Genomic DNA, 25,684 nt, shown 5'->3' with positions numbered 1-25,684 from the left:
TATACCCAAAATTGGTCACCATGCTTACTATTTACTGGCATGATGGGCACTTCGACGTGGAACCCGTCCGCTGGGGGCGGGGCGTCTTAGGGCTTTGACCGGGCACAGGGTGCCGGAGATGGAGTTTGTTATGAGCGCTGAGCAGGGAATGACCCCGTTGACTGATGATGAGCTGATGGCACAGGGCGGCACGGCCCTTCCGGACAAGGAGGTCGCCTCCGTCCTGGACCTGAACGCCGACCTGAACCTGGGGATCAGCGCCGCCGCGCCGATCGACCTCGGTATCGCGGCCAACGCCAACGTTGCGGCGCCGATCGATGCGGGCGCGTCGGCAAACGTCCTCTCCTTCGGATCCGAATCCCAGGCCCTCGCCGACCAGGGCACCCTCATCAGCCAGGGCATCACGGGCGATGCCACCGCGCACTCAGTGCAGGACAGCGGCATCGACCAGGGCACCGGCACGGATGCCGGGACCGCGGCCGATCCCGCCGCAGCGCCTGCCGCCACGGAACCGGCCGCAGCCGATCTCGGCGCTGCCGTACCTGCCGGCACCACCGGCAGCCTGCCCGATGGCACGGCCCCGGACCTGGGCGGCGCGCTGCCGGCGGATGTGGCCGGAGCGGCCGGCGGCGCAGGCGCCCTCAACGGCAACCTGCTCAACGTCGACGTGAACCTGGACGCCAACGCGGGCATCGCAGCACCCATCAATGGCGCGGTGGCCGCCAACGCCAACGTCGCGGCGCCGATCGACGCGGCCGTCGGCGCCAACATCGGCTCAATCGACAGCAACGCGGTCGCCGTCGCCCAGCAGGATGCCATCATCAACCAAGACATCCATGGCGACGCCACGGCGTCGGCTGACCAGCAGTCCGACCTGAAGCAGTAGCACCTAGATGAGCACTGTGCACGGAGGGCCGTCCGGGCAGGACGGCCCTCCGCTCCTGCCCGCCCCCGGCGGGGTCGGCTCGGCTGCCGATACTGCCGCAGACGCTGCCGCCGGATCCGACGCCGGTACTGCCGGCGCCGGTACTGTCCGCGCGGAGTCGTCCGTGGCGGGCGGCCTGCAGCCGGTGCCGGTGCGGGCCGCCGGCGTCCAGCTGATCGGCGAGGCGAAGGGGTCCGGCTACAAGGAAGCCCCGTCCCTGGTGCGCCGCTCGGACGGCCAGACCATCCAGCTCACCCGCCTGCTGTACCTGGTGCTCGAGGCGATCGACGGCCAGCGGGGCCCGGAAGAAATCGCCGGGCACGCCAGCAACAGTTTCGGACGGCTCGTCAGTGCCGAGAACGTCCGCACGCTGATCACCTCCCAGCTCCTCCCGCTCGGCCTCCTCCGGCTGGCGGACGGTTCCGAGCCCGCGGTGAAGAAATCGAACCCGCTGCTGGGCATGCGCTTCCGGTATTCGGTGACCGATCCGGACCGCACCCGGAAGATCACAGCGCCGTTCGCCACGCTGTTCAACCCCTTGATCGTGGTGGCCGTGACCGCTGCCTTCCTGGTCACGTGCTGGTGGGTGCTGATGGTCAAGGGGCTGGCATCGGCCACCCACGAAGCCTTCGCCAACCCCGGCCTGGTGCTCCTGATCCTGGTGGTCACGGTGCTCTCGGCCGGCTTCCATGAGTTCGGCCATGCCGCCGCCGCCCGCCGCGGCGGTGCCACCCCCGGCGCCATGGGCACGGGCCTATACCTGATGTGGCCGGCCTTCTACACCGACGTCACCGATTCCTACCGGCTGGGGCGGGGCGGCCGGCTGCGCACCGACCTTGGCGGACTCTACTTCAACGCAATCGTGGCCGTTGCAATCATGGGCATCTGGTGGGCCACCGGCTTCGATGCGCTGCTGCTGGTGGTGGTCACCCAGATCCTGCAGATGGTCCGGCAGCTGATGCCGCTGGTCCGTTTTGACGGCTATCACATCCTGGCCGACGCTACCGGCGTCCCGGACCTGTTCCAGCGCATCAAGCCCACCCTGCTGGCCCTGGTGCCGTGGCGCAGGACAGCTCCCGAAGCCAGGCTCCTGAAGCCTTGGGCGCGGGCCGTGGTCACCATCTGGGTGCTGGTCACGGTTCCCCTGCTGCTCTTCAGCATGGCCACCATGGTGCTGACCCTGCCGCGCGTCCTGGGCACCGCCTGGGTCAACGGCCTCAAGCAGCAGGCTATGCTCTCCCACAGCCTCGCCGCCGGGGACGTCGCCGACGCCGCCGTGCGGGTGATCGCGCTCGCCTGCCTGGCACTGCCGGTGCTGGGCATCCTGTACATCCTGCTGCGCCTGGTCCGCCAGCTGGTCACCGGGCTGTGGCAGAAGACGCGCGGCAAGGCCCTCCAGCGCGCCACCGCAATCGTTGCGATCGCGGCCGTGACGGCGGGCCTCGCCTGCGTCTGGTGGCCCGGCGGCGACACCTACCGCCCCGTCCAGCCCTACGAGCGCGGCACCCTGGCCGACGCCACCACGGCAGTCTTCCCGGCCGCCGCCACCAGCCGGATGGCAGAGGGTCAGACGGGCAAGACCGTTGCCCTGTGGCCGGAGGGCGCCCGGAAGCCCACACGAGACGAGCCGCAGCTGAGCATGGTCCTGGTGCCCCGGCAGGCCGCCACAGCCGGCTCGACCGGCACAGCCGGGTCGGCAGGCACGGCGGCTGCCGCGGCGCCGACTGCCCCTTCCTGGGTTTTCCCCTTCGACAGGCCGGCCGCTCCGGAGGATGACGGCAACCAGTCCCTCGCGGTCAACACCACTGACGGTTCCGTGGTCTACGACGTCGCGTTCGCCCTGGTCTGGGCGGACGACGGCGACACCGTCGACACCAAAAATGAGGCCTACGCCTTTGCCAGCTGCGCGGACTGCGCCGCAGTAGCCGTGGGCTTCCAGGTGGTCCTGATTGTGGGCCAGGCCAATGTGATCGTCCCGGAAAACCTCTCGGCTGCGGCCAACTACAACTGCCTCCGGTGCCTGACCTACGCCCTGGCGAGCCAACTGGTGCTCACCCTCGACGGGCCCCTGAGCAGCGACGGCATGGCCAGACTCAACGCGCTATGGCAGGAGATCGCGGCCTACGGCAAGGACCTGCGGAACCAGCCGCTCTCGGAGATCCAGGGCAGGCTCAGCGCGTACAAGGAACAGATCATGGCGCTCATCAAGGCCGATCCCAGTGCCACCCCGGCCGGGTCTGCCGGCACGGCCGCGACGCCGGGCGCCACATCCGGCGCCACAACAGGTGCCTCTCCCGGCAACACGCAGGCCCCGTCACCGGGAGCTGGCGGCACCGGGACCACGGCGCCGGCCGGCGGTGGTGCGCCCACCGACGGTGCTGCACCGGCACCGGCAGAGCCCGCACAGACCGGGCAGCCTGCGCAGCCCGGGGGCACGGGTACGCAACCGGCGACTGCGCCGGCTCCCACGCCGGACACGGCCTCACCCGCGCCAGCATCCACCGCGCCGCCGGCGCCCTAAGGCGGGACCCGAACGGCACCCGGGCCGGGTCCGGCCGGCCCGGGCCCGCGTGTTGCCCGGATCGCGGCGCTCCATCCCAGTTGCTGGCCGCCGGGACCGATTCCGGCCCCGTGGAACCCCGGGATTCCACGGGACCGGGGTGGTCCGGGCAGAAGCAACTGGGAGGGAGCGTCGCCCTGAAGTTCAATCCGTTGAGCGCTTCGCGGGCGAGCAGGCCTTCCATTCTTCCGCGAGGTTGGTGTACACCATTTCCGTGGCCCCTTCGCCCTTCGTGCCACTTTTCCGCCTGCCGTGGTTCCAGGCGCATGCCGAACCGCTGGACCGGCAACCAACACGGGAGAGGTATCACGATGAGACTAACGCTGACAGAGTTCCTTACATTGGACGGAGTAACGCAGGGTCCTGGATCGCCCGAGGAGGACACCAGCGACGGCTTCTCACAAGGAGGTTGGTTCGTCCCCTATCTGGACGAGGATTTCATCCAGATAGCCGCGAACTGGCTCGGTGAGGCGGATGCGTTACTGTTCGGCAGCCGGACCTACGTCAACTTTGCGAGGGACTGGCCGAGAATCACGGACCCTGATGATCCGTTCTCTGAAAAGATGAATGGTTTGCCGAAGTTTGTGGCCTCGCACAGCCTGGCGCAGGCTGGTTGGGCACCGACGACGATCCTGTCCGGAGACGTCCCCGCACAGGTCGCTGAGTTGAAGAGGCAGCCCGGCAGGGAGTTGCAGATCCACGGGAGTGCCCGGCTGGCCCAGTCGCTTCTGGGCGCGGAACTGATCGACGAGCTGAGGCTGGTTATCGCCCCGGTGGTGGTGGGTAACGGCAGGCGGCTGTTTCCGGCCGGAGGCGCCCCGGCGGGCCTGCGTCTGGTCCGCAATGAGACGACGCCGGGTGGACTCGCGATTCTTGTCTTTGAGTCGGCAGGGCTTCCGACCTACGGGACCTATGAGCCCGGTTCGTCCCGTGGGTGAGCCGAACAGAGCGGACTTGCCCGAGTCCAACCAGTGGGGCCCGATTAGCGGGCCTTCCATTCATCCACGAGGATGGCGTACACCACTTCCGTGGCCCATTCGCCCTTGTAGTGCCACTTGTCCACCTGCCGTGATTCCAGGCGCATGCCGAGCCGTTCACAGAGCGCCGCCGAGTCCGTGTTCAGGGCATCGAGCTTGGCGTCGATGCGATGGAAGCCCAAGTCCTCAAAACCGAGCCTGAGCAGTGCCCGGGCGGCCTCGCTCGCGATGCCCCGTCCCCGGGCTGCCGGGGCCAGACTCCAGCCGATCTCGGCCTGCCCGCATCCCTCCAGCCACTTCAGCACCACCTCGCCGAGCAGCCCGGGCGAGTCCGCGGCCTCGATGGCCAGGGCCACCCAGTCGCCCTCCTTTTCGAACTCGAAGTTGGCGTACCGTCCCACCGTTTCCATCGACTGGGTGTAGCTCTTGGCCTCGCGGGGTAGGAACCGGGCGGTTTCCGGGAGCGAGTGGTAGGCATGGAAGGCATCGAGGTCGGAGGCGTCAAAGCGCCGCAGCACGAGCCGTTCGGTGCGGATGGGCAGCGAAGGGAGGGGCTTGGGTTCGGTCATGCCTCCAACGCTACCCATCGGTCGGTTGCTCCGTAAGCGCCGTTTTGAGCCGCCACAAGGGCGGTTACGGAGCAACCGATGCCTGGGCGACGACGGCGGCCGTTGCCTCGGCGATCGCTCGCTCCTCGTCGGTGGGGACCACAAGAACGGGCAGGGCCGACGTCGGGGTGGAAATGACCCGGGGTTCCTTGGACCGTTCCCGGTTCAGGCCGGCGTCGAGTTCGACGCCGAGGGCACCGAGCCGCTGCGCCACCAGGCCCCGGAACTGGTGCGAGTTCTCGCCGATTCCGGCCGTGAACACGAGGGCCTTCGCGCCGCCGACGGCCACGTGGTACCCGCCGATGTACTTCGCGAGCCGGTAGGACGCGACCGCCAGGGCCATAGCTGCCTTGGCATCGCCGGCTTCCGCGGCCTCCACCACCGAGCGCATGTCGTTGTATCCGGCCAGGCCCTTGAGCCCGGACTGCCGGTTCAGCATCGAATCCAGGTCCTCGGGTGACCAACCGGTCCGGCCCAGGAAGACCAGGATGGAAGGATCGAGGTCGCCGGAGCGGGTTCCCATGACGAGGCCCTCGAGGGGCGTGAATCCCATGGAGGTGTCGATCGACTGGCCGCCGCGGATCGCCGTGACCGAGGCGCCGTTGCCCAGGTGGGCGATGACGGCGTCGAACTCCTCGACCGGAACATCCAGCAGCGCCGCCGCCCGGTGCGCAACATATTCGTGGGAAGTGCCGTGGAACCCGTAGCGGCGGATCCCGTGGTTCGTGTAGAGCTCGTCCGGCACCGCATAACGCCAGGCGTGCTCGGGCAGGGTGCGGTGGAAGGCGGTGTCGAACACGGCCACCTGCGGCAGCTCGGGCCACTTCTTCGAGATCGCGCGGATGCCAAGGACGTTGGCGGGGTTATGCAGCGGCGCGAGCGGGTTCAACCGTTCAATGGCCCGGGTGATCTCGTTGTTGACCAGCACCGGCTCGGCGAAGCGCTCCCCGCCGTGCACCACGCGGTGGCCCACGGCATCGAGCACGCGGTCCCCCAAGGTTGCGTGGATGGCCGCGTCCACCTGCTCCAGCGCCTCGGCGTGGTCGCGGGGGCCTTCGATCTGGCCGTCGCCCTCACCGCCGGCACCCATGCCGATCTTCTCGATCAGGCCTTCGGTGAGCACGTTGCCGGCCTCGACGTCGCGCACCTGGTACTTGAGCGAGGACGAGCCGGAGTTGATGACGAGCACGAGCATGGGGCCTCCTAAGCCTTGGCTTCGACGCTACCTGCGAGGGTGCGTCGGGACTGGCATCACGCCGGAGCCTGGCGGAGCGCTCCTGGGTTCCACTATAAATTGCCGGATCAAATTGCCGGAACGCCAGTGGCGCCAATCCGTTGCGAAAGCCGGGCCGGGCGCCTAGAGTCGGCTGACCAACTAGACAACTCACGAAGGGATCTCCATGACTGACGACGCGACCCAGCCAAAGACCGCCCAGCCAGAGGGCACCGAGCCGGCCAGCGGTTCCGGTAAGCCGGATCCCACCGGCGTCGTAGGCGCGAACCCTGCCCTGGACGACACGGGAAACCCGAAGGCCGACGAGGTCGGAGAAGCCGCCGAGGCCCCCGAGAATCTGCAGGACCTGGATCTCACGCCGGCAGGCCTGGCCGATGAGCCCGCCAAGCAGGAAGATCCCGACAGTCTGGCGGAGCCGGAAAACAGCTGACTATGCACGGGCAGCCGCGGGTGCCGGCTCGGTGGCGGGCTCCACGGACTGCGCTTGGACGGCGGTGATGGCCACCGTGTTCACGATGTCCTCCACGGTGCAGCCGCGCGAGAGATCGTTGACCGGCTTGCGGAGCCCCTGCAGGACGGGCCCGACGGCGACCGCCCCGGAGGACTGCTGCACGGCCTTGTAGGTGTTGTTGCCGGTGTTGAGGTCCGGGAAGATGAACACGGTGGCCTGCCCGGCGACGGACGAGCCGGGCATCTTGGACTGCGCGATCGCGGCATCCACGGCGGCGTCGTACTGGATGGGGCCTTCGACGGCGAGATCCGGGCGGCGGGCCTTGACGACGTCGGTGGCCTGCCGGACTTTGTCCACTGCCTCCCCGGTCCCGGACCCGCCAGTGGAATAGGAGAGCATGGCCACGCGCGGCTCCACGCCGAACTGGGCGGCGGTCTCGGCCGAGGCCAGCGCGATGTCCGCCAGCTGCTCCGCGTTCGGGTCAGGATTGACCGCGCAGTCGCCGTAGACCAGCACCCGGTCCGGCATCAGCATCAGGAACACTGAGGAAACGATCTTCACGCCGTCCCGCGTCTTCACGAACTCCAATGCGGGACGAATGGTGTGGGCGGTGGTGTGAGCGGCGCCTGAGACCATGCCGTCCACGACTCCCAGTTGCACCATCATGGTGCCGAAGTAGCTGCCGTCGAGCATGACTTCCAGCGCCCGGGCGAGGTCCACGCCCTTGTGCGCCCGCAGCTCCGCGTACTTCTCCGCAAACTGCTGGCGAAGCTCCGACGTCGCGGGGTCCACGATGTTCATGCCGGAGAGGTCGATGCCCTGGGTGGACGCCAGCTCCCGGACCGCCGACTCGTCGCCCAGGATGGTGAGGTCGCAGACGTCCCTCCGGTGCAAAATTTCGGCGGCGCGCAGGATCCGCATGTCGTTCCCCTCCGGGAGGACGATGTGCCGGCGCTGCAGCCGGGCGCGCTCAACGAGGTCGTGCAGGAACCGCAGCGGCGTCATCCGTTCCGGGCGCGGCAGATGCAGGCGCTCCAGCAGCTCCGTTTCGTCCACCCGTTTGGCCCACAGGCCCAGGGCGGAGGCCACCTTGCGGCGGTGCCCGGACCAGATCTCGCTGCGCACCTCGGAGACCCGCTTGGCGGTGGTGTACGTGTCGCCCGGGGCCGCGTACACAGGGAACGGCGCCTGTGCCAGCAGGGAGTAGATGTTGGGGTCCGGGGCCAGGCCGCCGGTGAGGATGAGCGCCGACGGCACCGGGAACTCCGGCGAGAACGATGACGCGAGGCACGCAACCATCACGTCCGCACGGTCCCCTGGGACGATCACCAGGGCGCCGTCGTCGAGCACGTGCAGGAAGTTGGCAACATTCATCGCCGCCACCTTGATGGAATGGACGTCGCGTTCCATGTCCTGCCGGCCGGCCACCTGGCGGATCCCGAGGGCCGAAGCGACCTCGCCGGTGGTGGGCCTGGCGATGTCGTCAAGCTCCGGGAAGACGTACACGGGGCGGCCGGACGCACCCGGCTTCACGGCGGCGACGATCCCGTCCACGTCCTGCGGGTCGGCGCGGTTCACCATGATGGCCAGGAGGCTGCAGCGTTCCGCCGCCAGTTCCTTGCGGGCAACTTCGACGGCGTCGGCAGCCTCCGCCACGGTCCGCCCCTTCGCGCCCACCACGGCCACGATGGAGGCGGCCAGGTTGTTCGCGAGGCGTGCGTTGAGGTCGAATTCGACGGCGGCATCCTGGCCGGTGAGGTCCGTCCCCTCCACAATCACCACGTCGCAGTGGCGGGACATTTCGGCGAAGATCTCCACGCAGCGGGCGTCGATCTCGGCCCTGTTTCCCTCGGCCAGCAGCCCGCGGACTTCGGCAAACGTCAGGCCGCCGCGGCAGCGCTGATCGTCAAGGTCGAACCGGGCCTTCATCAGCGCCACCATCGGGTCCGCCGCGGCGTCGTTGCCGTGAACCACAGGCTTGAAGAAGCCGATGCGGTCCGCGTGCCGGTGCAGCGTGTCCGCCAGCCCCAGGGCTATGAGGGACTTGCCGGAGCCCGGGGTGGTCGCGCTGACGTAGATTCCTTTGGCCATGTGTCCCAGCATACTTACACCCCTTGACAGCAGGCACCCGGATGGGATTACCTAATGAACATTCGGTAAATAAAGCTGGAGGCAACGAGGCATGGCTGAAATGACGATTTCCGGTGACACCCACCCCATCCTGAAAGACGACTATGCCTCCGAATGGATGGGCATCGAAGTTGTCGCACTGGACGACGGACATGCCACAATCCGGATGACGCTCCGGCAGGAAATGCTCAACGGCTTCGGCATGGCCCACGGCGGAATGATCTTCGCCTTCGGCGACACAGCCTTCGCGCTGGCCTGCAACCCGGCCAGCCCGAAACCTGGCGAAGCCGGGATCGACACAGGCACCATCACCGTGGCCTCCGGCGTCGACATCAACTTCCTCAAGCCGGCCTTCCGCGGCCAGGTCCTGACCGCCGTCGCCAACCGCCGCGCCAGCACCGGGCGCAGCGGCCTCTACGACGTCCAGATCTACGCCGCCGATCCCGGCGCGGGCGCGCCTGCGCCGGGATCGGCACCCGCCGGCTCGGTTCCCGCCGCCACGGTCCCGGGCGAACTCCCCGCCGACTCCGCCGACGCACCTGCGTGGGAACTCATCGCCGAGTTCCGCGGCCGCAGCCGCACCATCTCCAAGAAATAGAAACAGGGAACCACAGATGACCCAAGAAACCGCCGCCGCCACAACTGACGCTGTCCTGGACCGCGAGGAAACAATCTCCCGCGACGAACTCGAGGCGCTCCAGCTCAGCCGCCTGCAGCACACGGTGGCATATGCCTACGACCGCGTCCCCCTGTACAAGCGCAAGTTCGACGAGGCCGGCGTCCACCCGACGGACCTGCGCGAGCTCTCCGACCTCGGCAAGTTCCCCTTCACCACGAAAGAAGACCTCCGGCTCGAGTACCCGTTCGGCATGTTCGCCGTGCCGCAGAACGAGGTCGCGCGGATCCACGCCAGCTCCGGCACCACGGGCCGCGCCACGGTTGTGGGCTACACAAAGAAGGACCTCGCCGACTGGGCCAAGCTCGTGGCCCGCTCGCTGCGCGCCTCCGGCGTCCGGCCGGGCATGAAGGTGCACAACGCCTACGGCTACGGCCTGTTCACCGGCGGCATGGGCGCCCACGCCGGCGCCGAGGCCCTCGGCTGCACCGTTATCCCGATCTCCGGCGGCCAGACCGAGCGCCAGATCACGCTCATCCAGGACTTCAAGCCCGACGCCATCCTGGCCACCCCGACGTACCTGCTGACCATCGCCGACGCCATGATGAAGCAGGGCATCGACCCGGCTTCCACCTCGCTGAAGTACGCGGTTCTGGGCGCCGAGCCGTGGACTGAGGAAATGCGGCACGAGCTCGAGACCACCATGAACATCAAGGCCTGCGACATCTACGGCCTCTCCGAGGTCATGGGCCCGGGCGTCGCCGGCGAAGCCGTGGAAACCCAGGACGGCAGCCACATCTGGGAGGACCACTTCCGCCCCGAGATCATCGACGCCTTCGACCCCACGGTGGTCCTGGCCGACGGCGAACCGGGCGAGCTGGTCTTCACCTCGCTCACCAAGGAAGCACTGCCGATCATCCGGTACCGCACCAAGGACCTCACCCGGCTGCTGCCGGGCACCGCGCGTCCGGCGCACCGGCGCATGGGCCGCATCACCGGCCGCAGCGACGACATGATCATCCTGCGCGGCGTGAACCTGTTCCCGTCCCAGATCGAGGAAATCGCCCTGCGCATCCCCGAGCTGAGCCCGCACTTCCAGCTGGAACTGACCCGCCCCGAGGGCCAGCGGATGGACCAGCTCACCGTCAGGATCGAGCGCCGGGGCGCTGTCACGGCCGAGGGCAGCGCAGCCGCCGCCAAGGTCCTTCAGCAGCAGATCAAGATCCACGTCGGCTCCTCCTGCACGGTCGACGTCGTCGAGCCCGGCTCACTGGAGCGGTCCAACGGCAAGCTGCGGCGGATCTATGACATGCGCCCCAAAGGCTGAGTGACCACCCGATCGTGAGAAACTAGCGAGTATGCCCAGCACAGCAACCACCACCAAGCGCGGCCGTCCCGGCTATGACCAGCAATCCGTCCTGCTGATCGCCGTCGACGTCTTCAACCGCCACGGCTACGACGCCACCTCGATGGGCATCCTCGCCGAGAACCTGGGCATCTCGAAGTCCGCGATCTACCACCACGTGCCGTCCAAGGGCGATCTCCTCAAGCTCGCGCTGGACCACGCCCTCGGCGGCCTGGAGGCCATCCTGGACCGGCCCGAGGCGCAGACCGGCTCGGCCGATGCCCGGCTGGAATTCGTGGTCCGTGAGACCATCTCAGTCCTGGTGGCACGCCTGCCGTTCGTCACGCTGCTGCTGCGGCTGCGCGGGAACACGGAGATCGAGCGGGACGCGTTGGAACGGCGCCGCACCTTCGACCACAAGGTCGCCGCCCTGATTTCCGAGGCCCGGGATGAGGGCTCGCTGCGCCAGGACATCGATCCCCGCACTGTGACCCGCCTGCTGTTCGGCACGATCAACTCGATCGTCGAGTGGTACAAGCCAGGCGGCTCGCTGTCCCCGGAAAAGCTGGCCGACGACGTCATCACCATGGCGTTCCACGGCCTCCACGTCCCCGACTAGCCTCCGCTGCGCCCGGCGTGCGCACCGCTGGGAGGACATTGACGCCCGGCGGCACCGCGGGGAGGACATTGACGCCCGGCGGCACCGCGGTCACTCTTGGAGCATGGCCACACGACTCTCCCGGGTGCTCTTTGGAGCGTTTCCGCAGCTGCGCTACGAACCGACGGCCAAACGGATCCGGGCACGTATTGCCGGCCACACCGTCGTGGACACCCTGAATGCCTACCTGATCTGGGAGCCGCGCCGGATCACGCCGGTCTTCGCCGTGCCGGAGAACGAGCTGCATGCGGAACTTGTCCCGCCGTCGCTGCCCGCCCCCGCTGTGGAGGAACACGCCGCGATCATCCGCCAGGACGTCCCGCCCGGATTTGACCCGAGGACCAGCTTCCATAAGCACACCGCGCCCGGCGAGGAACTCGACGTCGTGGCTCCGGGAGCCGCGGCGTCCCGGGCGGCCTTCCGGCCCGACGATCCGGACCTGGCTGGCTATGTCGTCCTGGAATTCGACAGCTTTGACTGGCTGGAGGACGACGAGGAGATCATCGGCCACCCCCGGGATCCGTTCCACCGTGTGGACATCCGCGCGTCCTCCGTGCCAGTGGAAGTCGCCCTCGACGGCGTCACGCTGGCCAGCACGAACCGTGCGGCGTTGCTGTACGAGACGATGCTCCCGGTGCGGTATTACATTCCGCCTGCTGACGTGCGGCTGGACCTCATGGAGGAGAGCCCCAAGCGCACGGTCTGCCCGTACAAGGGCAGAGCCAGCTATCACACGTACCCTGGCTCCGAAAGGGGCCGGAACATTGCATGGAGCTACGACCACCCCTTCCGTGACGCCGCCCAGATCCACGGCCTGGTGAGCTTCTTCAACGAAAGGGTGGACCTGACAGTAGGCGGAGTACTTCAGCCCCGGCCCGTAACGCCCTGGTCCACGAGGCCCGACTGAACGTCGCCCGGTTTACGGACAACAGAAGGGGCGCCCAGCTGAGCCGGAGCGCCGCGCTTCTGTCCACCCTGATTTTGTCCCCCCGAATTTCCAGGGCTGGACCGGACCTCAGAGCTGGTAATCAGCTGCCGTGGTGATGTTCTCGTGCACGCAGAGAATATTGTGCTCGGAGTCCATGAACCAGGCGCACTTCTCTGAATCCGTTGTACAAATGTGGTTTTCGGTCTTGAGATCCGGGCCATCGTAGTCCTGGAACATGACGCCTTTGGCTTCCATGTCGTGGACTGTGCGTTCGATCTCGCTGACTTCGAAACTCAGGGTGGTGTGCTCTGAGTGCTTTCCATCCTTGACTGGCATCAGCTGCAGCATGGGGCCGCCTTCTGAGCCGAACATTTCGCTTCCGTCGTCTGCCACGCCACGGTGCGGGAGCCCCAAAGTGTCCGCGTAGAAATGCCGGGCACGCGCTGCATCATCGACTGGCAGGACTGTTGTGGCTTTACTGAGTACTAGGGTCATTTCGCCACCTCCTACGAGCAAAATTTTACGCCGGAGCGGGGTGGAAAGAGCCTGCGATTTGCGCCTCTGAACAGTCGATGCTCCCTCGCTTCCGGCAGCTCTAGAACGGACGCTACCCACAACATGAGGGAGCGTCCGCACCGGAGCCGCAAGACGCGAGGGAGCGTCGGGAGGGACTACTTCTCGACGAGGGTCAGGACGTCGTAGATCGCCACGATTTCGTCGTTCTGGTTGGTCAGGACGGCGTCCCAGGCCACCTCGCCGTACTCGTCGGTCTCGCGCGGGGTGATCTTCTTGGCCGTCAGGGTCACCCGGATGGAGTCGCCCGCGGCCACCGGGGTGATGAAGCGAAGGTTCTCCAGGCCGTAGTTGGCCAGGACTGGGCCCGGTGCGGGCTCCACGAACAGGCCGGCGGCCCAGCTGAGCAGGAGGTAGCCGTGCGCCACGATGCCCGGGAAGAACGGGTTGGCCGCGGCGGCTTCCTGGTTGGTGTGGGCGTAGAAGGTGTCGCCGGTGGAGTTCGCGAACTTGGTGATTTCCTCCAGCGAGACCTCGCGCAGCCCCGAGCGGATGGCGTCGCCGATGTGCAGCGTGGCCAGGGATTTCCGGAACGGGTGCTGGCCCTCTGTCTCGAGCGTGAAGTTGCGGTCCGCACCGGTGTGCCAGACGCCGGTGACGGCGGTAAGCATGTTGGGCGAACCCTGGATGGCGGTGCGCTGCATGTGGTGCATGACGGAGCGGATGCCGCCGAGCTCTTCGCCGCCGCCGGCGCGGCCGGGACCGCCGTGGACCAGGTGCGGGACCGGGGAGCCGTGCCCGGTGGAGCTGCGGGCGTCCTCGCGGTTGAGCATGAGCACGCGGCCGTGGTGGGCCGCGATACCGGTGACCAGCTGCTGCGCCACGGCGGGATCGTTCGTGCAGACCGAGGCGACGAGCGATCCGCCGCCGCGGGCGGCGAGGCGGACGGCGTCGGCCAGGTCGGTGTAGCCGATCACCGAGGACACCGGGCCGAAGGCCTCGAGCGAGTGGACCTCCTCAGCCTCCGGGTCGGCCCAGCTCAGCAGGACCGGGGACATGAAGGCTCCGCCGTCGACGACGCCGACGCTTCCGTCCGCGCTGGTGACCTGCGGCGCATCGAGCGTGCCGTAGGCAAGCTCCCCGCCGGCGTCGAGCATGGACTGGACGGCGGCGCGCACGTCGGCGAGCTGCTCAAGGGAGGCCAGGGCGCCCATGGTGACGCCCTCGGCGCGGGGGTCACCGAGCACCACGCGTTCGCGGATGCGGTCCCCCACGGCGGCGGTGACGTCGGCGACGAGTTCCTGCGGCACGATCGCGCGGCGGATCGAGGTGCATTTCTGGCCGGCCTTGGCGGTCATCTCGGTGACGAGGGACTTGATGAAGGCGTCGAATTCCGGTGTGCCCTTGACGGCATCCGGGCCCAAAATCGCGGCATTGAGGGAGTCGGTCTCGGAGGTGAAGCGGACGCCGCCCGTGACCACGTTGGGGTGGGACTTGAGCGTGTTGGCGGTCGAGGCCGAGCCGGTGAAGGCCACGAGGTCCCGGTAGTCCAGGTGGTCCAGCAGGGTGCGGACGGAGCCGGAAATGAGCTGCAGGGAGCCCGTGGGCAGGATGCCGGATTCGTCGATCGCCTTGACCACGGCGGCGGCCACGTACCCGGTGGGGGTGGCCGGCTTGACGATGGTGGGCACGCCGGCGAGGAAAGCCGGGGCCAGCTTCTCCAGCATGCCCCACACGGGGAAGTTGAAGGCATTGATCTGCACCGCGACGCCGGGGATGCGGCTGTAGATGTGCTCGCCGGCAAACGAGCCGTCGCGGGACAGCACCTCCATGGGGCCGTCCACCACCACCTGGGCGTTGGGCAGTTCGCGGCGGCCCTTGGATCCGAAGGTGAACAGGACGCCGATCCCGCCGTCGATGTCGATCATCGAGTCGATTTTGGTGGCGCCGGTCTGCGCCGAGAGCGCGTAGAACTCCTCGCGGCGGCCGTTGAGGTACTGCGCCAGCTCCTTGAGCTTGAGCGCGCGCTGGTGGAAGGTCAGCGTGCCAAGTTCCGCCTGGCCGGTGGTGCGGCCGTAGTCCACGACGGCGGCGAGGTCGAGCCCCTCGGTGCTCACCTTGGCCAAGAGCTCGCCGGTGCTGGCGTCCAGGACTGGAGCTGCGCCGGCGGCGGAGGCGGCGTCGGGAGTCCACCAGGAACCCCGGATGAAGCTGGGAACGATCTCGACAGTGTCTACTGTGGGTGCGGCTGTGGTGGTCATCGTTGACGGGTCCTTCCAACGGGGGAGCAAGATCAACACGGCCGGAACATTACTGACCGTCCGTTCGGTAATATGATCTAGAGTACATGAATGAGGCCTGCCGCACACTAGCCGCGGCGGCACCGACCGTCCGGGCCCAGGGCCGGCCGGCAACAAAGGAGACGCTATGACGCCCGAGACCGGCAGCACCGAGTTGTGGAAGATCACCCTCGGGGAACTCGACGAGAAGATGGGCGTGAAGATCGTCGAGGAGTCCGTGGACCGCGTGGTGGCGACCATGCCGGTGGAGGGCAACCGGCAGTCGTTCGGGCTCCTGCACGGGGGTGCCTCACTCGCCGTGGGCGAGGCCGTGGGCTCCTGGGCCGCCGTCATCCACGCCAGCACCCTGGGCAAAACGGCGATGGGCGTCGACGTCTCGGCCACGCACCACAAATCGGCCCGCGAGGGGCTGATCACGATCACGGCAACCCCCATCCATCTGGGCGGCACCCTGACCACGCACGAGGTGCTGATCACGAACGAGGCCGGCCAGCGGCTCTGTACGCTGCGGATCACCAACCTGCTGGTGGACCGCAAGGCCTGACTACGGAGTTCGCGGTTCGCGGTTCGCGGTTCCGCCCCGAACCCTCGGATTCGCCCGAGACCTGCGGGGACGCCGGAGCCGTACGGCGAACACGCAGCTTTCCGGCGAGCCCGGGCCGGGAGGCCGCCTACACCAGGTCTCCCCTGGTGATGTAGGGCCGATCGACCCGGAAGGCCCGCTGCCCCGGCTGTTAGCTTGGAAGTACTGAGTCGCCCGGCACCGCTGGGTATCACCGCTTGCACCGGAAGGGATCCACCATGCTCTCAGACACCTCGTTTCCTATCATCAAGGCAACGCTTCCCGTAGTCGGCGAGCACGTCGAGGAAATCGCCAAGCGCTTCTACACACATATGTTCGAGGCGCGGCCGGACCTGCTGGACGGCCTCTTCAACCGGGGAAACCAGGCGGACGGCCGCCAGCAGCAGGCCCTCGCTGGCTCCATCGCGGCATTCGCCAGCATGCTCGTGGAGAAACCGGACCAGGTGCCGGACCATCTGCTCTCCCGGGTGGCCCACAAACACGTCTCGCTGGGACTGAGCCCGGACCAGTACCAGGTTGTCCACGACCACCTCATGTGGGCGATCGTGGATGTACTCGGCGATGCCGTCACTCCCGAGGTTGCCGCCGCTTGGGACGAGGTCTACTGGCTGCTGGCGAACCTGCTCATGAACAAGGAGCGCGGGCTGTACAACGCCGTGCACCTCTCCCCCGAAACCATCTGGCGGACGTGGCGGGTGACCCAGCGGATCCAGGAGACAGCCGACGTCGTGACGTTCGTTGTTGAACGGACCGACGAACGCGACGTCAAGCCGTCCCTGCCCGGGCAGTACGTGACCATCAAGATGACCATGCCCGACGGCGTGCAGCAGCCCCGGCAATACAGCCTGACCAAGGCCGACGACGGGCAGCACCGGCATTTCGCCGTCAAAAGGGTCCAAGGACTTCCGACGCCCGACGGCGAGATGTCCACCCTGCTCCACAACGATGTCCAGGTGGGCGACGAGGTGGTCCTCTCAGCACCTTTCGGCGACGTAGTGCTGGAGTACACCGACCGGCCCCTGGTCATGGCCAGCGCCGGAATCGGCATCACTCCCATGGCCGGAATGCTCTCACACCTAGTGAAATCCGGGTCCCCACGAAGTGTGATGCTGTTGCATGCCGACGACAGCCCGGCTTCGTTCCCTCTCCGGGCGCAGGTCAGCGAAGATCTCACGAAGCTTGCGGATGGGACACTTCACACGTGGTTCCTCAACCCCGAGGAGGGGCGGGACGAATCGGCGTTCTCGGGATTTATGGACGTGAGCGCGGTAGACCTGCCCGAGGACGCCGAGTACTACCTTTGCGGCCCCCTGCCCTTCCTCAAGTCAGTCCGGAGCGCCCTGATGGCCCGCGGGGTGTCGGCCAGGGACATCCAATATGAGGTGTTCGGCCCGGACCTTTGGCTGGCGGACTTCCAGTAGCCGCCGCGGCAGCCGGTATGCCTCCGGACTGCAAGGCCTGACCGGGCGAAACCATCGAGGTCGCCGGAAACCTGTGGGGTCGCCGTAACCGTACGGCGACCCCGCAGCGTTCCGGCGAGCCCGGGCCTGGACCGCCTCCGCCGAGGCCGCCGTCCGCCGGCTAGCGGCCCGTCCGGCGCCGGCCGAAGGCCACGAAGGCCGCGCCGAGCAGCAGGGCACCCGCACCGAGACCGGCGGCGGTCAACAGGCCGCCGGCTCCTGTGTTGGCCAACAGGCCGCCGGCTCCTGTGTTGGCCAACTGCCCCGCACTGCCCGACGGGCCGACACTTACGGTGACGGAGGTGTCCGACGGCGGGACGGGAGCCTGCGCCGGGCTTGCCTGGCCGTTGGCTGCTGGCTGGCTGGCCGCAGGCTGGCTGGCCGGCTGGTTGGGGGCCGGCTGGCTCGGGTCCGGGGTCCCGTGCGGGGTGCCCGCGGAAACAGGCGCGGCGTCGACAGTGAACGCCACGGCGGCCGGAAGCGAAGCGACACCGTCAATGGCTTGGGTAACTGTCAGGGTGTGCGCTCCGGCGGCCAGCCCCGCGGGGAACGGGACGCTCCACCGGGCGGCGCCGGCCAGGTTCAGCGGAACCTGCGGCTGCAGCGCGGCCCGCGCCCCGGCACCGCCGGAACCTGCCCGGACTGATCCAATGACCACCCCGTCCACCGCCGCGGTCACCTCGGCGCCATCAATGGCGGTGCCGGAGATGCCGGCGGGCAGGGCGTCCCGGCGCAGGTGTCTGCCATCCCGGAGGTTCGAGACGGCCGGAACCGGTGGAGTGACAGTGTAAGTGCGGGTCACCGAGGGACCGTCCGACTGTCCGGGAGCCGTGAGCACCGCCGTGACCGAAATTTTTCCGAAGACCGGCTGATGGGCCACCTTGATGCTCCAGTGCCCGTCTGCGGCGACCAGCCCGGTCCCGGTGAAGTCGCCGGAGAGCCGCACCGTGCGGCCGGCTTCTCCGGTGCCCTCGATCGTTTCGATGGCTGTGAGCGCCGGGCCTTCCAGCGGAGAGGTGATCGCCGGAGCCGGGAGGCGGGATACGTCGATGGACATGGAGACTGCCCCGGAGCGGCTGAATCCGTTCACCGTTTCAGCCGAGAACTTGAACTGCCCGGCCGAGGACGGGGCGGGGAACTGCCACTTTCCCGACGCGTCGATCGGCACTTCCAACGGCTGGCCTGGTTTCTGGCCCGATTTCTCGTCCACGACGGTGATGCGGACCTTGGAATGCGGAGCCACCACGGAGGCCGGACCGGCACCCACGTGCCCCGTGATCGGCTCCCCGGCCGTGACGGTTCCGTTCGCGGCCGCCGTGAGCGTTGGCTTGGTCAGGAACAGCTGCAGCTGGACACCGCCTGGGACCCGGCCGGTGGCGTCCTCGATCGTGGTCGCGATGGCCCGCGTCTGTACGCCGCCTTCGCTTTCCGCCCCGGTGTGCATGCCGACGGCGAAGTTCCCGCTGATCCACGGGCCGCCGGAATCTCCGGGGCGGGACTTGACCGTGCTGGAGTCGAAGCCGTTCAGCGCCCGGAGATCGTTGTCGTAGTCCGGCGGCAGGGAGTTCGGTCCGGCTATGACCCAGATGCCGACCGAGTCCACGGTCCCGCACGACCAGCCGAGGCTCCGGCCGGACCGGCACACGGGTTGGCCCCGGAATGGGGCCACGGTTCCCACGATCTTTACGGACGTCGGCCCCGGATCGGCGGGGTTGTCCCACCGAGTGACGGCGGGCTGGAGGTCCAAGCTGCTCCGGATGCCCCGGAGGACGGCGATGTCCGTGCCGACGTTGGTGCCGTCCGTCGCCACTACGGAATTGTCCGGACCGCCGAACTGGCTGAACCCGAATGTTCCCAGGGTCCCGGCGGCCGCGCCTGAACCGGCCCCGCCGGCCGCCGGAGCGCCCGCGGGATCTTCAATCCGGGCCTGTTTCGCGGCGCCGTCGGCGGCGCAGTGCCCGGCGGTCAGGACCAGGGGCTCGCCCGCGGGGCTGAAGGCCCCGAATCCGGCCGAACACACGGTGCGGCCGTCAATGATGTACCCCTGGCCGCCAAAGAAGCCCTCTTCCGTGGCGATCCGCGATCCTTGTTCCAGGGCCACGTTGGCGTAGCGGGCCACGAAATCCGCCGCGGACATCCTCGGCTTCGTGCCCGGCGCTGTCGCCGGCTGCGGATCAGAGCCGGAGGCGGGAACGGCGTCGGGAGCGGGAACGGCGTCAGAGCCGGGGACGGACTGCGCCGTGTTCGTGCCGCCGGTGCGGATCACGAAGTGGCCGTTGGTGTAGGTGACGGCCTGCAGCCCAGCGGCCCCGACCTCGCGGACGTAGGCCTCGAAGAGTTGCTGGGTGCTGGAGGCCAGGAGCTCCGCGGCCGAGGGGACAACGGCGGCGGCCGCAGGGGCGGCAAGCACGAAGTCGTCCGGGCCGGCGTGGTTCAGTTCGGCCACGCGGGCCAGGAGCTCGGGGCCGCTGCCTTCAACCGCGATCTTGCCGCCGGCGAGGCTGATCCCCACATAGCCGGGGAGGGCCCGCAGGGAGGGCGCGGCGTCGGCGGCGCGCCGCCCCAGTGCACCGGCGGCGTCAAATTCCGCAAGGGTCATGCCGAGGTCCCGCTGCACGGCCTCGGCGAGGCCGGCGTCGTTGCTTGGCGTCGCGGAGGGGACCGGAGAAGAATCAGCCAGAGGCGGGTCAGACGGCGCCGCCGTCGTCGAGACCGGCGCCGACGCCGGTGCCGGAGTCGAGTCGGCAGGGGCCGGCGTTGGCGTCGAGTCAGCCAGGGCCGGTGTGCCTGCGCCGGTTTCAGCCAGCGCCGGGACCGCGGTCAACGCAACGGCAGGCAAGGTGCCGGCAAGCGCAATCGCGAGGGCCGCGGCGGCCCGCACCATCGGCTGGAACTTCGGAGTGTTCACTCCGCTACCCTATCTGCCCACCTTTGCCAGGATGGCCGCGAGCTCGGCAGGCGTCACACCGTGGCGGAACAGGTAGTCCGCGGTGTTCAGGGACCGGACAAATTCCAGCAGGCTTTTGCCCCGGGATTCCAGCAGGGGCATCAGGACGTTCTCGGGCAGAAAACGCTCGTGCGGATGCGGGACAGCCGCGTGCCTGAGGTGCTCGTTGATGCCCCGCATGGAGCGCTCGTAGCCGCGCACAATGGCTTCGTCGCTATGCCCGGCAAGGTCCTGGAGCATGGCGGCGATCATGCCGCTCCGGTCCCGCCCGGCGGAGCACTGGATGACCACCCCGCCGTCCGCGGCGGCCACCGCTCTGAAGACACCCGCCAGCAGGTGCGGGAACAGCCTGGCGTTGTCGGCATAGCAGGCAGGGTCGTTCAGGTAGGGCACACAGAGCTCGCGGAATTCGCTGTTGCCCGGGTCTTCGGTGGGGGCCAGCACGACGTCGAAGCCGGCCAGGGCCGCCGCCCTCACCGGCGGGTCCGTCTCCCGGCACCGGATTTCGGCTTCATTGCGGAGGTCGATGACGGTTCGGATCCCACGCCGGTATGCCTGCCGCCAGCCGGCCTCGGTTAGCCATTCCCGGCGTCCCATCCGGAACACGTCCCCGGCCACATGCCATGCGTTGACCGCGCCGTCCCAGCCAAGAGGCCTCCCCCGCTCTTCCACCCCGCCAGCTAACCACAGGAGGTGCCAAGCCGGACAGCGGCACATCAAGGTAGCGATGCCGCGTACCCGCTCCGATAAACAGGTAGCGCCCACCGTGTCCGGCGCGGACGGCCTCGCGTACTGTGGCCGCATGATTGTCCCGGGAGCTGAAGGTCTTCACAGTCCCGGGTGGTCTCCCTGCCAGCCGGATTCCCGGGAGGCTCCGCTGGCCGCCACCTGTCGGTGCGCCCGCTGATTTCTCCCGCCGTGCCGATTCACAAGGGGACTCAAATGAACAATGTGCCATTCAGACGCTGGTCCGGACGACTGGCCGCGGCCGCGGCCGCCATGGCGCTGGCAGCCGGCTTCACGGCCGCACCCGCCACCGCGAATCCCGTCACCGCGAATGCGCCTGCACCCGTCTACATCGCCTTGGGCGACTCCTATGCGGCCGGCACCGGAGGCGGGGACTATCTGGTTTCACCGGCTGCCCCCCAGCAATGCCTTCAGACCGCAGCGGCCTACCCTGTGCTGCGGGGCGCCGCGCTGAACCTGGGCTGCTTTGGTGCCAAGACCACGGATGTCGCCGCAGCGGCAGGGCAGTTTGAACCGGCGCTGAAGACCGCAACGGTGGTGACTGTCACGGTCGGCGGCAACGACGTCGACACGGGCCAAGTGGCCGTGGCCTGCACGCTCGCTCCCAGCTCGCCCGAGTGCAGTGCGGCTCTGTACAACACGCTGGTGGTGAAGCTCAGAGAACTGCCGGGCAAGATCAAGGCGATGCTGACAACCATCAAGAACAAGGCACCAAACGCCAGGATCGTGTTGACCGGGTATCCGCGGCTCTTCACCATCAGCGCCGCGCTCACCACGCAGCAGGTGCAGGCGGCAAAGACGATGAACTCGGCGGCGGACCTGCTGAACGCCACCATCGCCTATTCGGCACTGGTGAACAGGGTCCGGTACGTCAGTGTCACGGAGCGGTTCACCGGCCACGGAATCGGTTCCGGGGACCCGTGGATCGTCGCGCCGTGCAATCCATTGGCCCCCTGCGCGAGGCCGCTTGACGCCTTCCACCCGACCGCAGCCGGCTACTCCGGCGGTTACGACGCGGCGCTGGAGGCGGCACGGGTCCCCTAGCCCCGGGAGACTCAGGTAGCCCCGGAAGATGACGCCAGGCGGAGGCTACCGCTGCCTGGCGAGCCGGAACTCCAACGCGTTGCGGACCATCGGCCACTCCTGTTCCAGGATGGAAAACACGACAGTGTCCCGCAGCGCGCCGTCAGCGCTGCGCGTGTGGCTGCGGAGCACACCGTCCTGCTTAGCGCCCAGCCGAGTGATGGCCTCGCGGGACTGGTGGTTGAGCCAGTGCGTCCGGAACTCGACGGCGGGGCAGCCCAGCGTCTCGAAGGCGTGCCGCAGCAGCAGCAACTTGGAGTCCGGGTTGGTGCCACTGCCATGTGCCGACGCCGCGTTCCAGGTGGAGCCGATCTCCACCCGGGGCGTGGCGGCGTCGATGTTCATGTAGGTGGTCATGCCGATCACCCGGCCCGGTCCGCCCGTAGCGGGGTCAAGCAGCCGCGTGGTGAAGGGCAGCATGTCGCCGCTGTCCTGCAGGGCCAGTCGCCGCTCAATCTCGGCGGCCATCTGTTGCGGCGCGGGCACACTGGTGTACCAGAGGTGCCACAGTTCGCCGTCGCTGGCCGCCTCGACCAGGCCGTCGTGGTGGTCCAGGCTCAGCGGCTCAAGGACGACGTATTTGCCGGTCAGGGTGATGGGGGCGATTGCGGGGCGGTCCAGGGAAGTCACCGCACCATCCTAGGGGCACCGGACAGGCTCCGGTCATTTGCTCCAGTCGAAGAAGCCCTTGCCGGACTTGCGGCCCAGTTCCCCGCGGGCAACCTTGTCGCGCAGAATCTGCGGCGGAGCGAAACGATCCCCCAGCGTGGACTGCAGGTACTCCGCGATGCCGAGGCGCACATCGAGGCCCACGATGTCGGTGGTCCGCAGCGGGCCCGTGGGGTGTTTGTAGCCCAGCACCATGGCGTTGTCGATGTCTTCAGCGGTGGCCACGCCCTCTTCCACCATCCGCATCGCCTCGAGGGCGATCGCGACGCCAAGCCGGGAGGAGGCGAAGCCGGGCGCGTCGTTGACCACGACGGCGGTCTTGCCGAGGGCCTCGACCCAGCCGCGGGCGGCCTGGGCCAGGGCGTCGGAAGTCTTCTCGCCGAGGACCACCTCGATGAGCGTCGACGCCGGCACCGGGTTGAAGAAGTGCAGGCCCAGGAAGTTCTGCGGCCGCTTCAGCTCACGGGCCAGTCCGTTGACGGACAGCGAGGACGTGTTTGACGCGAGGTAGGCGCCGTCGGCGAGCCGTTCCTCGATGCCGCGCAGCGCGGTGACCTTCAGATCCCAGTCCTCCGGCACAGCCTCGACCACCAGCTGCCGGCCGGCGAAGTCGTCGTAGTCCACCGTGACCGCGAGCCGGGAGACCATCTCGTCCAGGTTGCCATCCACGGCGCCGCGCTCGATGCTCTTGGCGGCTGCAGATTCGACCCGCTCGCGGGCGGCCTCGGCAGAAGCCTCGTCGCGCTCGACGACCAGGACGTTGGCTCCCTTGATCAGGAAGGCGTGGGCGATGCCGGCGCCCATGCGGCCGCCGCCGAGCACGCCGACTGCTGCGGGAAGGTTGGCGGGGAGTACTGGGTTGCCCATGATTACTTCTTCTTCTCGGATTCTTTGGCTGCCTTCTTTTCGGCAGATTGCTTGTCGGATTTTTTGTCTGATTTCTTATCCAAAAAAGCCTGCATACGGTCGAGCTTGGCCTGGGATTCGAAGAGGATCCCCTGCGCCAGCTGGTCAATGAGGGGATGCGCCTCGGCCGGGGCGTGGAACACGGACTTGGTGATCCGGACGGCGAGCGGGTCCTGCGAGGCGATCCGGTCCGCGAGCCCGTGGGCCGCGGCCATCAGACCGGACGGTTCATGGATTTCGGTGATGAGGTTGACGGCGAGGGCACGTTCTGCGCGGAGCACGGAACCGGCCAGCAGCATTTCTTTGGCGACGGGCTCCCCCACGAGTTCCTTGAGGCGCCAGCTGGCGCCCGCGGCGGCCAGGATGCCGAGGCCCGTTTCGGGATTGCCGATCCGGACGGACGGGGTGCCGATTCGGAAGTCGGCGGCATAGGCCAGTTCGGCGCCGCCGCCGAGGCAGAAGCCGTCCAGGGCTGCGATGACGGGCATCGGCAGCTTGGCGATCCGGACGAAAATGGTGGAGTTGATGCCCTGCAGGGCATCGTCGCGGCGCCGTTCGCGCAGCTGCCCGATGTCGGCGCCGGAGGCGAAAACCCCGTCAGTGCCGGCGATGATGAGGACTTTCGGGTATTGCTCGAGATGGGCGCAGACGGTGTGGAGTTCGTCGACCATCTGCTGGTCGATCGCGTTGCGGACCTCGGGGCGGTTGAGCACCACCACCACGCGGTCCTCGTGCTCTTCGACCAGGAGCGTGCTGAAGCCAGCCGGGTCGAGGTCCAGTGCCGGGGCCGCCACTACACGCGCTCCAGCAGCATGGCCGTGCCCTGACCGACGCCGATGCACATGGTGGCGAGGCCGATCTTCGCGTTTTCGCGTTCCATCCGTCCCAGCAGCGTGATGGCGATCCGGGAGCCGGACGAACCCAGCGGGTGGCCCAGGGAGATCGCGCCGCCGTCGCGGTTCACAATCTCCGGGTCGAGGCCGAGCCGGCGCATGCTGGCCAGGGACTGGGTCGCGAACGCCTCGTTCAGTTCGACGGCGCCGAGGTCATCGACGCTGAGCCCGGAACGGGCGAGCACCTTCTGGGTGGCCGGGACCGGTCCGATGCCCATAATTTCGGGCTCACAGCCGGCGGAGGCGCCGTCGATGATGCGGGCGCGCGGCGTGAGACCAAGCTTCTGGATGGCGGCTTCCGAGGCCACGATGATGGCGGAGGCGCCGTCGTTCAGGGTGGAGGAGTTGCCGGCCGTGACGATCGAGCCGCCCTTGACTACCGGCCGGAGCCCGGCGAGGACGTCCATGGTGGTGCCGGCGCGGGGGCCCTCATCGGTGTCCACCACGGTCTCGCCCTTGCGGGTCTTGACGGTCACGGGGACAATTTCCTCGGCGAACCGGCCGGCGGCTATGGCGGCCAGTGCGCGTTCGTGGGACCGGACGGCGAAGGCGTCGGCGTCCTCCCGCGAGATGCCGTCAACCCGGCCCACTTCTTCCGCCGTCTCGGGCATCGAGTAGGTCATCTTGCCGTCCCGGGAGAGCTCGCCCTTGGTGAACTGCGGGTTGACGAAACGCCAGCCGATGGAGGTATCGAAGATTTCGCCCGGTTTGGCGAAGGCGGTGCGGGGTTTTTCCTGGACCCAGGGGGCCCGGCTCATGGATTCGACTCCGCCGGCGATCACGATGTCCGCGGCGCCGGACTTGATCATGTGGCTGGCCATGATGATGGCGCTGAGCCCGGAGGCGCAGAGCCGGTTCACGGTGATGCCGGAGATGTGAAGGGGCAGCCCGGCAAGGAGGGTGGCCATGCGGGCCACGTTGCGGTTCTCTTCGCCGGCGCCGTTGGCGTTGCCGAGGATTACCTCGTCGATGGTGTCCGGATCGACGCCGGCGCGGGACACTGCCTCGCGAACCACCAGTGCGGCCAGGTCATCGGGGCGGACTGCCGAGAGGGCGCCGCCGTAGCGGCCCACCGGGGTGCGGGCCCCGCCAACAAGAAAAGCCTCGACCATGAGAACATCCTTCACCAAGAAAGCGGGGCCGGCAGCAGA

22 protein-coding genes are annotated in these 25,684 nt (G+C 68.2%); 11 read left to right on the top strand and 11 right to left on the bottom strand.

Features of this window, described 5'->3' with window-relative positions:
• Positions 1–130: 130 nt before the first annotated feature.
• The 3 genes from BLQ10_RS03800 to BLQ10_RS03790 all read left to right on the top strand — a co-directional run bounded on the left by BLQ10_RS03800 (position 131) and on the right by BLQ10_RS03790 (position 4,423).
• Positions 131–886: a peptidoglycan-binding protein gene (locus tag BLQ10_RS03800; protein WP_091558553.1), complete on the top strand. Its 756-nt coding sequence runs from the start codon at positions 131–133 to the stop codon at positions 884–886.
• Positions 887–893: 7 nt separating this feature from the next.
• Positions 894–3,446 carry a hypothetical protein gene (locus BLQ10_RS03795; RefSeq protein ID WP_091558552.1) on the top strand — a complete coding sequence of 851 codons (2,553 nt, stop codon included), beginning with the start codon at positions 894–896 and terminating at the stop codon, positions 3,444–3,446.
• A 305-nt stretch (positions 3,447–3,751) separates the two neighbouring features.
• Positions 3,752–4,423, top strand: coding sequence for a dihydrofolate reductase family protein (locus tag BLQ10_RS03790; RefSeq protein ID WP_254785388.1), 672 nt, complete (start codon positions 3,752–3,754; stop codon positions 4,421–4,423).
• Between the two features lie 44 nt (positions 4,424–4,467).
• Here BLQ10_RS03790 and BLQ10_RS03785 read toward each other — a convergent pair whose 3' ends face one another.
• Together BLQ10_RS03785 and BLQ10_RS03780 are read right to left on the bottom strand one after the other, a co-directional pair.
• Positions 4,468–5,031: a GNAT family N-acetyltransferase gene (locus BLQ10_RS03785; RefSeq protein WP_091558548.1), complete on the bottom strand. Its 564-nt coding sequence runs from the start codon at positions 5,029–5,031 to the stop codon at positions 4,468–4,470.
• Positions 5,032–5,095: 64 nt separating this feature from the next.
• Positions 5,096–6,265: an acetate kinase gene (locus BLQ10_RS03780; RefSeq protein ID WP_091558545.1), complete on the bottom strand. Its 1,170-nt coding sequence runs from the start codon at positions 6,263–6,265 to the stop codon at positions 5,096–5,098.
• Positions 6,266–6,470: 205 nt separating this feature from the next.
• Here BLQ10_RS03780 and BLQ10_RS03775 point away from each other — a divergent pair, with 205 nt between their 5' ends.
• On the top strand, positions 6,471–6,734 hold the full coding sequence (locus BLQ10_RS03775) for a hypothetical protein (protein ID WP_091558543.1): 264 nt from the start codon (positions 6,471–6,473) through the stop codon (positions 6,732–6,734).
• Here the strand turns inward: BLQ10_RS03775 and pta are convergent, their stop codons facing one another.
• On the bottom strand, positions 6,735–8,846 hold the full coding sequence (pta, locus tag BLQ10_RS03770) for a phosphate acetyltransferase (protein ID WP_091558866.1): 2,112 nt from the start codon (positions 8,844–8,846) through the stop codon (positions 6,735–6,737).
• Positions 8,847–8,937: 91 nt separating this feature from the next.
• Here pta and BLQ10_RS03765 point away from each other — a divergent pair, with 91 nt between their 5' ends.
• From BLQ10_RS03765 to BLQ10_RS03750, 4 genes are all read left to right on the top strand, one after another.
• Positions 8,938–9,483, top strand: a complete 546-nt coding sequence (locus BLQ10_RS03765; RefSeq protein ID WP_091558540.1) for a hotdog fold thioesterase — start codon at positions 8,938–8,940, stop codon at positions 9,481–9,483.
• Positions 9,484–9,499: 16 nt separating this feature from the next.
• On the top strand, positions 9,500–10,828 hold the full coding sequence (gene paaK / locus BLQ10_RS03760) for a phenylacetate--CoA ligase PaaK (RefSeq protein WP_091558538.1): 1,329 nt from the start codon (positions 9,500–9,502) through the stop codon (positions 10,826–10,828).
• 31 nt (positions 10,829–10,859) lie between these two features.
• Complete coding sequence (locus BLQ10_RS03755) at positions 10,860–11,465, top strand: TetR/AcrR family transcriptional regulator (RefSeq protein ID WP_091558535.1); 606 nt, start codon at positions 10,860–10,862, stop codon at positions 11,463–11,465.
• A 103-nt stretch (positions 11,466–11,568) separates the two neighbouring features.
• The gene (locus BLQ10_RS03750) at positions 11,569–12,411 is read left to right on the top strand and encodes a DUF427 domain-containing protein (RefSeq protein WP_091558532.1); all 843 of its coding nucleotides are present in this window, start codon (positions 11,569–11,571) and stop codon (positions 12,409–12,411) included.
• Positions 12,412–12,519: 108 nt separating this feature from the next.
• On the opposite strand, the gene BLQ10_RS03745 is transcribed toward BLQ10_RS03750, so the two are convergent.
• Both BLQ10_RS03745 and paaZ read right to left on the bottom strand, forming a co-directional pair.
• Positions 12,520–12,927: a VOC family protein gene (locus tag BLQ10_RS03745; protein WP_091558531.1), complete on the bottom strand. Its 408-nt coding sequence runs from the start codon at positions 12,925–12,927 to the stop codon at positions 12,520–12,522.
• A gap of 176 nt (positions 12,928–13,103) precedes the next feature.
• Complete coding sequence (gene paaZ, locus BLQ10_RS03740; RefSeq protein WP_091558529.1) at positions 13,104–15,206, bottom strand: phenylacetic acid degradation bifunctional protein PaaZ; 2,103 nt, start codon at positions 15,204–15,206, stop codon at positions 13,104–13,106.
• A gap of 166 nt (positions 15,207–15,372) precedes the next feature.
• On the opposite strand from paaZ, the gene BLQ10_RS03735 reads away from it, so the two are divergent.
• On the top strand, positions 15,373–15,789 hold the full coding sequence (locus BLQ10_RS03735; protein ID WP_091558527.1) for a PaaI family thioesterase: 417 nt from the start codon (positions 15,373–15,375) through the stop codon (positions 15,787–15,789).
• A 257-nt stretch (positions 15,790–16,046) separates the two neighbouring features.
• Positions 16,047–17,249, top strand: a complete 1,203-nt coding sequence (locus BLQ10_RS03730) for a globin domain-containing protein (protein ID WP_091558525.1) — start codon at positions 16,047–16,049, stop codon at positions 17,247–17,249.
• 160 nt (positions 17,250–17,409) lie between these two features.
• Here the strand turns inward: BLQ10_RS03730 and BLQ10_RS03725 are convergent, their stop codons facing one another.
• Together BLQ10_RS03725 and BLQ10_RS03720 are read right to left on the bottom strand one after the other, a co-directional pair.
• The gene (locus tag BLQ10_RS03725; protein ID WP_175558461.1) at positions 17,410–20,196 is read right to left on the bottom strand and encodes a S1 family peptidase; all 2,787 of its coding nucleotides are present in this window, start codon (positions 20,194–20,196) and stop codon (positions 17,410–17,412) included.
• Between the two features lie 9 nt (positions 20,197–20,205).
• Positions 20,206–20,907 (bottom strand): tyrosine-protein phosphatase, encoded by a 702-nt coding sequence (locus BLQ10_RS03720; RefSeq protein WP_091558523.1) that lies wholly within the window; start codon positions 20,905–20,907, stop codon positions 20,206–20,208.
• A 270-nt stretch (positions 20,908–21,177) separates the two neighbouring features.
• Here BLQ10_RS03720 and BLQ10_RS03715 point away from each other — a divergent pair, with 270 nt between their 5' ends.
• Entirely contained in the window at positions 21,178–22,026 is an 849-nt protein-coding gene (locus BLQ10_RS03715) for an SGNH/GDSL hydrolase family protein (RefSeq protein WP_139164172.1), read from the top strand.
• 45 nt (positions 22,027–22,071) lie between these two features.
• Here BLQ10_RS03715 and BLQ10_RS03710 read toward each other — a convergent pair whose 3' ends face one another.
• Genes BLQ10_RS03710 through BLQ10_RS03695 form a run of 4 tightly spaced genes read right to left on the bottom strand, consistent with a single transcriptional unit; the run spans position 22,072 to position 25,645 of the window.
• Positions 22,072–22,695 carry a GNAT family N-acetyltransferase gene (locus tag BLQ10_RS03710; protein WP_091558518.1) on the bottom strand — a complete coding sequence of 208 codons (624 nt, stop codon included), beginning with the start codon at positions 22,693–22,695 and terminating at the stop codon, positions 22,072–22,074.
• A 33-nt stretch (positions 22,696–22,728) separates the two neighbouring features.
• Complete coding sequence (locus BLQ10_RS03705; protein ID WP_091558515.1) at positions 22,729–23,601, bottom strand: 3-hydroxyacyl-CoA dehydrogenase family protein; 873 nt, start codon at positions 23,599–23,601, stop codon at positions 22,729–22,731.
• A gap of 2 nt (positions 23,602–23,603) precedes the next feature.
• On the bottom strand, positions 23,604–24,419 hold the full coding sequence (locus BLQ10_RS03700; protein WP_091558861.1) for an enoyl-CoA hydratase/isomerase family protein: 816 nt from the start codon (positions 24,417–24,419) through the stop codon (positions 23,604–23,606).
• Between the two features lie 14 nt (positions 24,420–24,433).
• Positions 24,434–25,645: a thiolase family protein gene (locus BLQ10_RS03695; RefSeq protein ID WP_091558512.1), complete on the bottom strand. Its 1,212-nt coding sequence runs from the start codon at positions 25,643–25,645 to the stop codon at positions 24,434–24,436.
• Positions 25,646–25,684: the final 39 nt, after the last annotated feature.

The sequence above is a fragment of the Arthrobacter sp. ok362 genome (assembly GCF_900102785.1).
Classification (GTDB): Bacteria; Actinomycetota; Actinomycetes; order Actinomycetales; family Micrococcaceae; genus Arthrobacter.
Note: the sequence above shows the minus strand (reverse complement) of the source record. Positions and strands in the feature narration are given on the sequence as shown.

What these genes read in the sequence shown, in the direction of transcription:
- BLQ10_RS03695 (WP_091558512.1), bottom strand. Translation starts at nt 25,645, where the DNA reads ATGGTCGAGGCTTTTCTTGTTGGCGGGGCCCGCACCCCGGTGGGCCGC.
- BLQ10_RS03715 (WP_139164172.1), top strand. Translation starts at nt 21,178, where the DNA reads ATGAACAATGTGCCATTCAGACGCTGGTCCGGACGACTGGCCGCGGCC.
- BLQ10_RS03795 (WP_091558552.1), top strand. Translation starts at nt 894, where the DNA reads ATGAGCACTGTGCACGGAGGGCCGTCCGGGCAGGACGGCCCTCCGCTC.
- paaK (WP_091558538.1), top strand. Translation starts at nt 9,500, where the DNA reads ATGACCCAAGAAACCGCCGCCGCCACAACTGACGCTGTCCTGGACCGC.
- BLQ10_RS03785 (WP_091558548.1), bottom strand. Translation starts at nt 5,031, where the DNA reads ATGACCGAACCCAAGCCCCTCCCTTCGCTGCCCATCCGCACCGAACGG.
- BLQ10_RS03780 (WP_091558545.1), bottom strand. Translation starts at nt 6,265, where the DNA reads ATGCTCGTGCTCGTCATCAACTCCGGCTCGTCCTCGCTCAAGTACCAG.
- BLQ10_RS03755 (WP_091558535.1), top strand. Translation starts at nt 10,860, where the DNA reads ATGCCCAGCACAGCAACCACCACCAAGCGCGGCCGTCCCGGCTATGAC.
- paaZ (WP_091558529.1), bottom strand. Translation starts at nt 15,206, where the DNA reads ATGACCACCACAGCCGCACCCACAGTAGACACTGTCGAGATCGTTCCC.
- BLQ10_RS03750 (WP_091558532.1), top strand. Translation starts at nt 11,569, where the DNA reads ATGGCCACACGACTCTCCCGGGTGCTCTTTGGAGCGTTTCCGCAGCTG.
- BLQ10_RS03735 (WP_091558527.1), top strand. Translation starts at nt 15,373, where the DNA reads ATGACGCCCGAGACCGGCAGCACCGAGTTGTGGAAGATCACCCTCGGG.
- BLQ10_RS03765 (WP_091558540.1), top strand. Translation starts at nt 8,938, where the DNA reads ATGGCTGAAATGACGATTTCCGGTGACACCCACCCCATCCTGAAAGAC.
- BLQ10_RS03800 (WP_091558553.1), top strand. Translation starts at nt 131, where the DNA reads ATGAGCGCTGAGCAGGGAATGACCCCGTTGACTGATGATGAGCTGATG.
- BLQ10_RS03790 (WP_254785388.1), top strand. Translation starts at nt 3,752, where the DNA reads ATGCCGAACCGCTGGACCGGCAACCAACACGGGAGAGGTATCACGATG.
- BLQ10_RS03775 (WP_091558543.1), top strand. Translation starts at nt 6,471, where the DNA reads ATGACTGACGACGCGACCCAGCCAAAGACCGCCCAGCCAGAGGGCACC.
- BLQ10_RS03730 (WP_091558525.1), top strand. Translation starts at nt 16,047, where the DNA reads ATGCTCTCAGACACCTCGTTTCCTATCATCAAGGCAACGCTTCCCGTA.
- BLQ10_RS03745 (WP_091558531.1), bottom strand. Translation starts at nt 12,927, where the DNA reads ATGACCCTAGTACTCAGTAAAGCCACAACAGTCCTGCCAGTCGATGAT.
- BLQ10_RS03705 (WP_091558515.1), bottom strand. Translation starts at nt 23,601, where the DNA reads ATGGGCAACCCAGTACTCCCCGCCAACCTTCCCGCAGCAGTCGGCGTG.
- pta (WP_091558866.1), bottom strand. Translation starts at nt 8,846, where the DNA reads ATGGCCAAAGGAATCTACGTCAGCGCGACCACCCCGGGCTCCGGCAAG.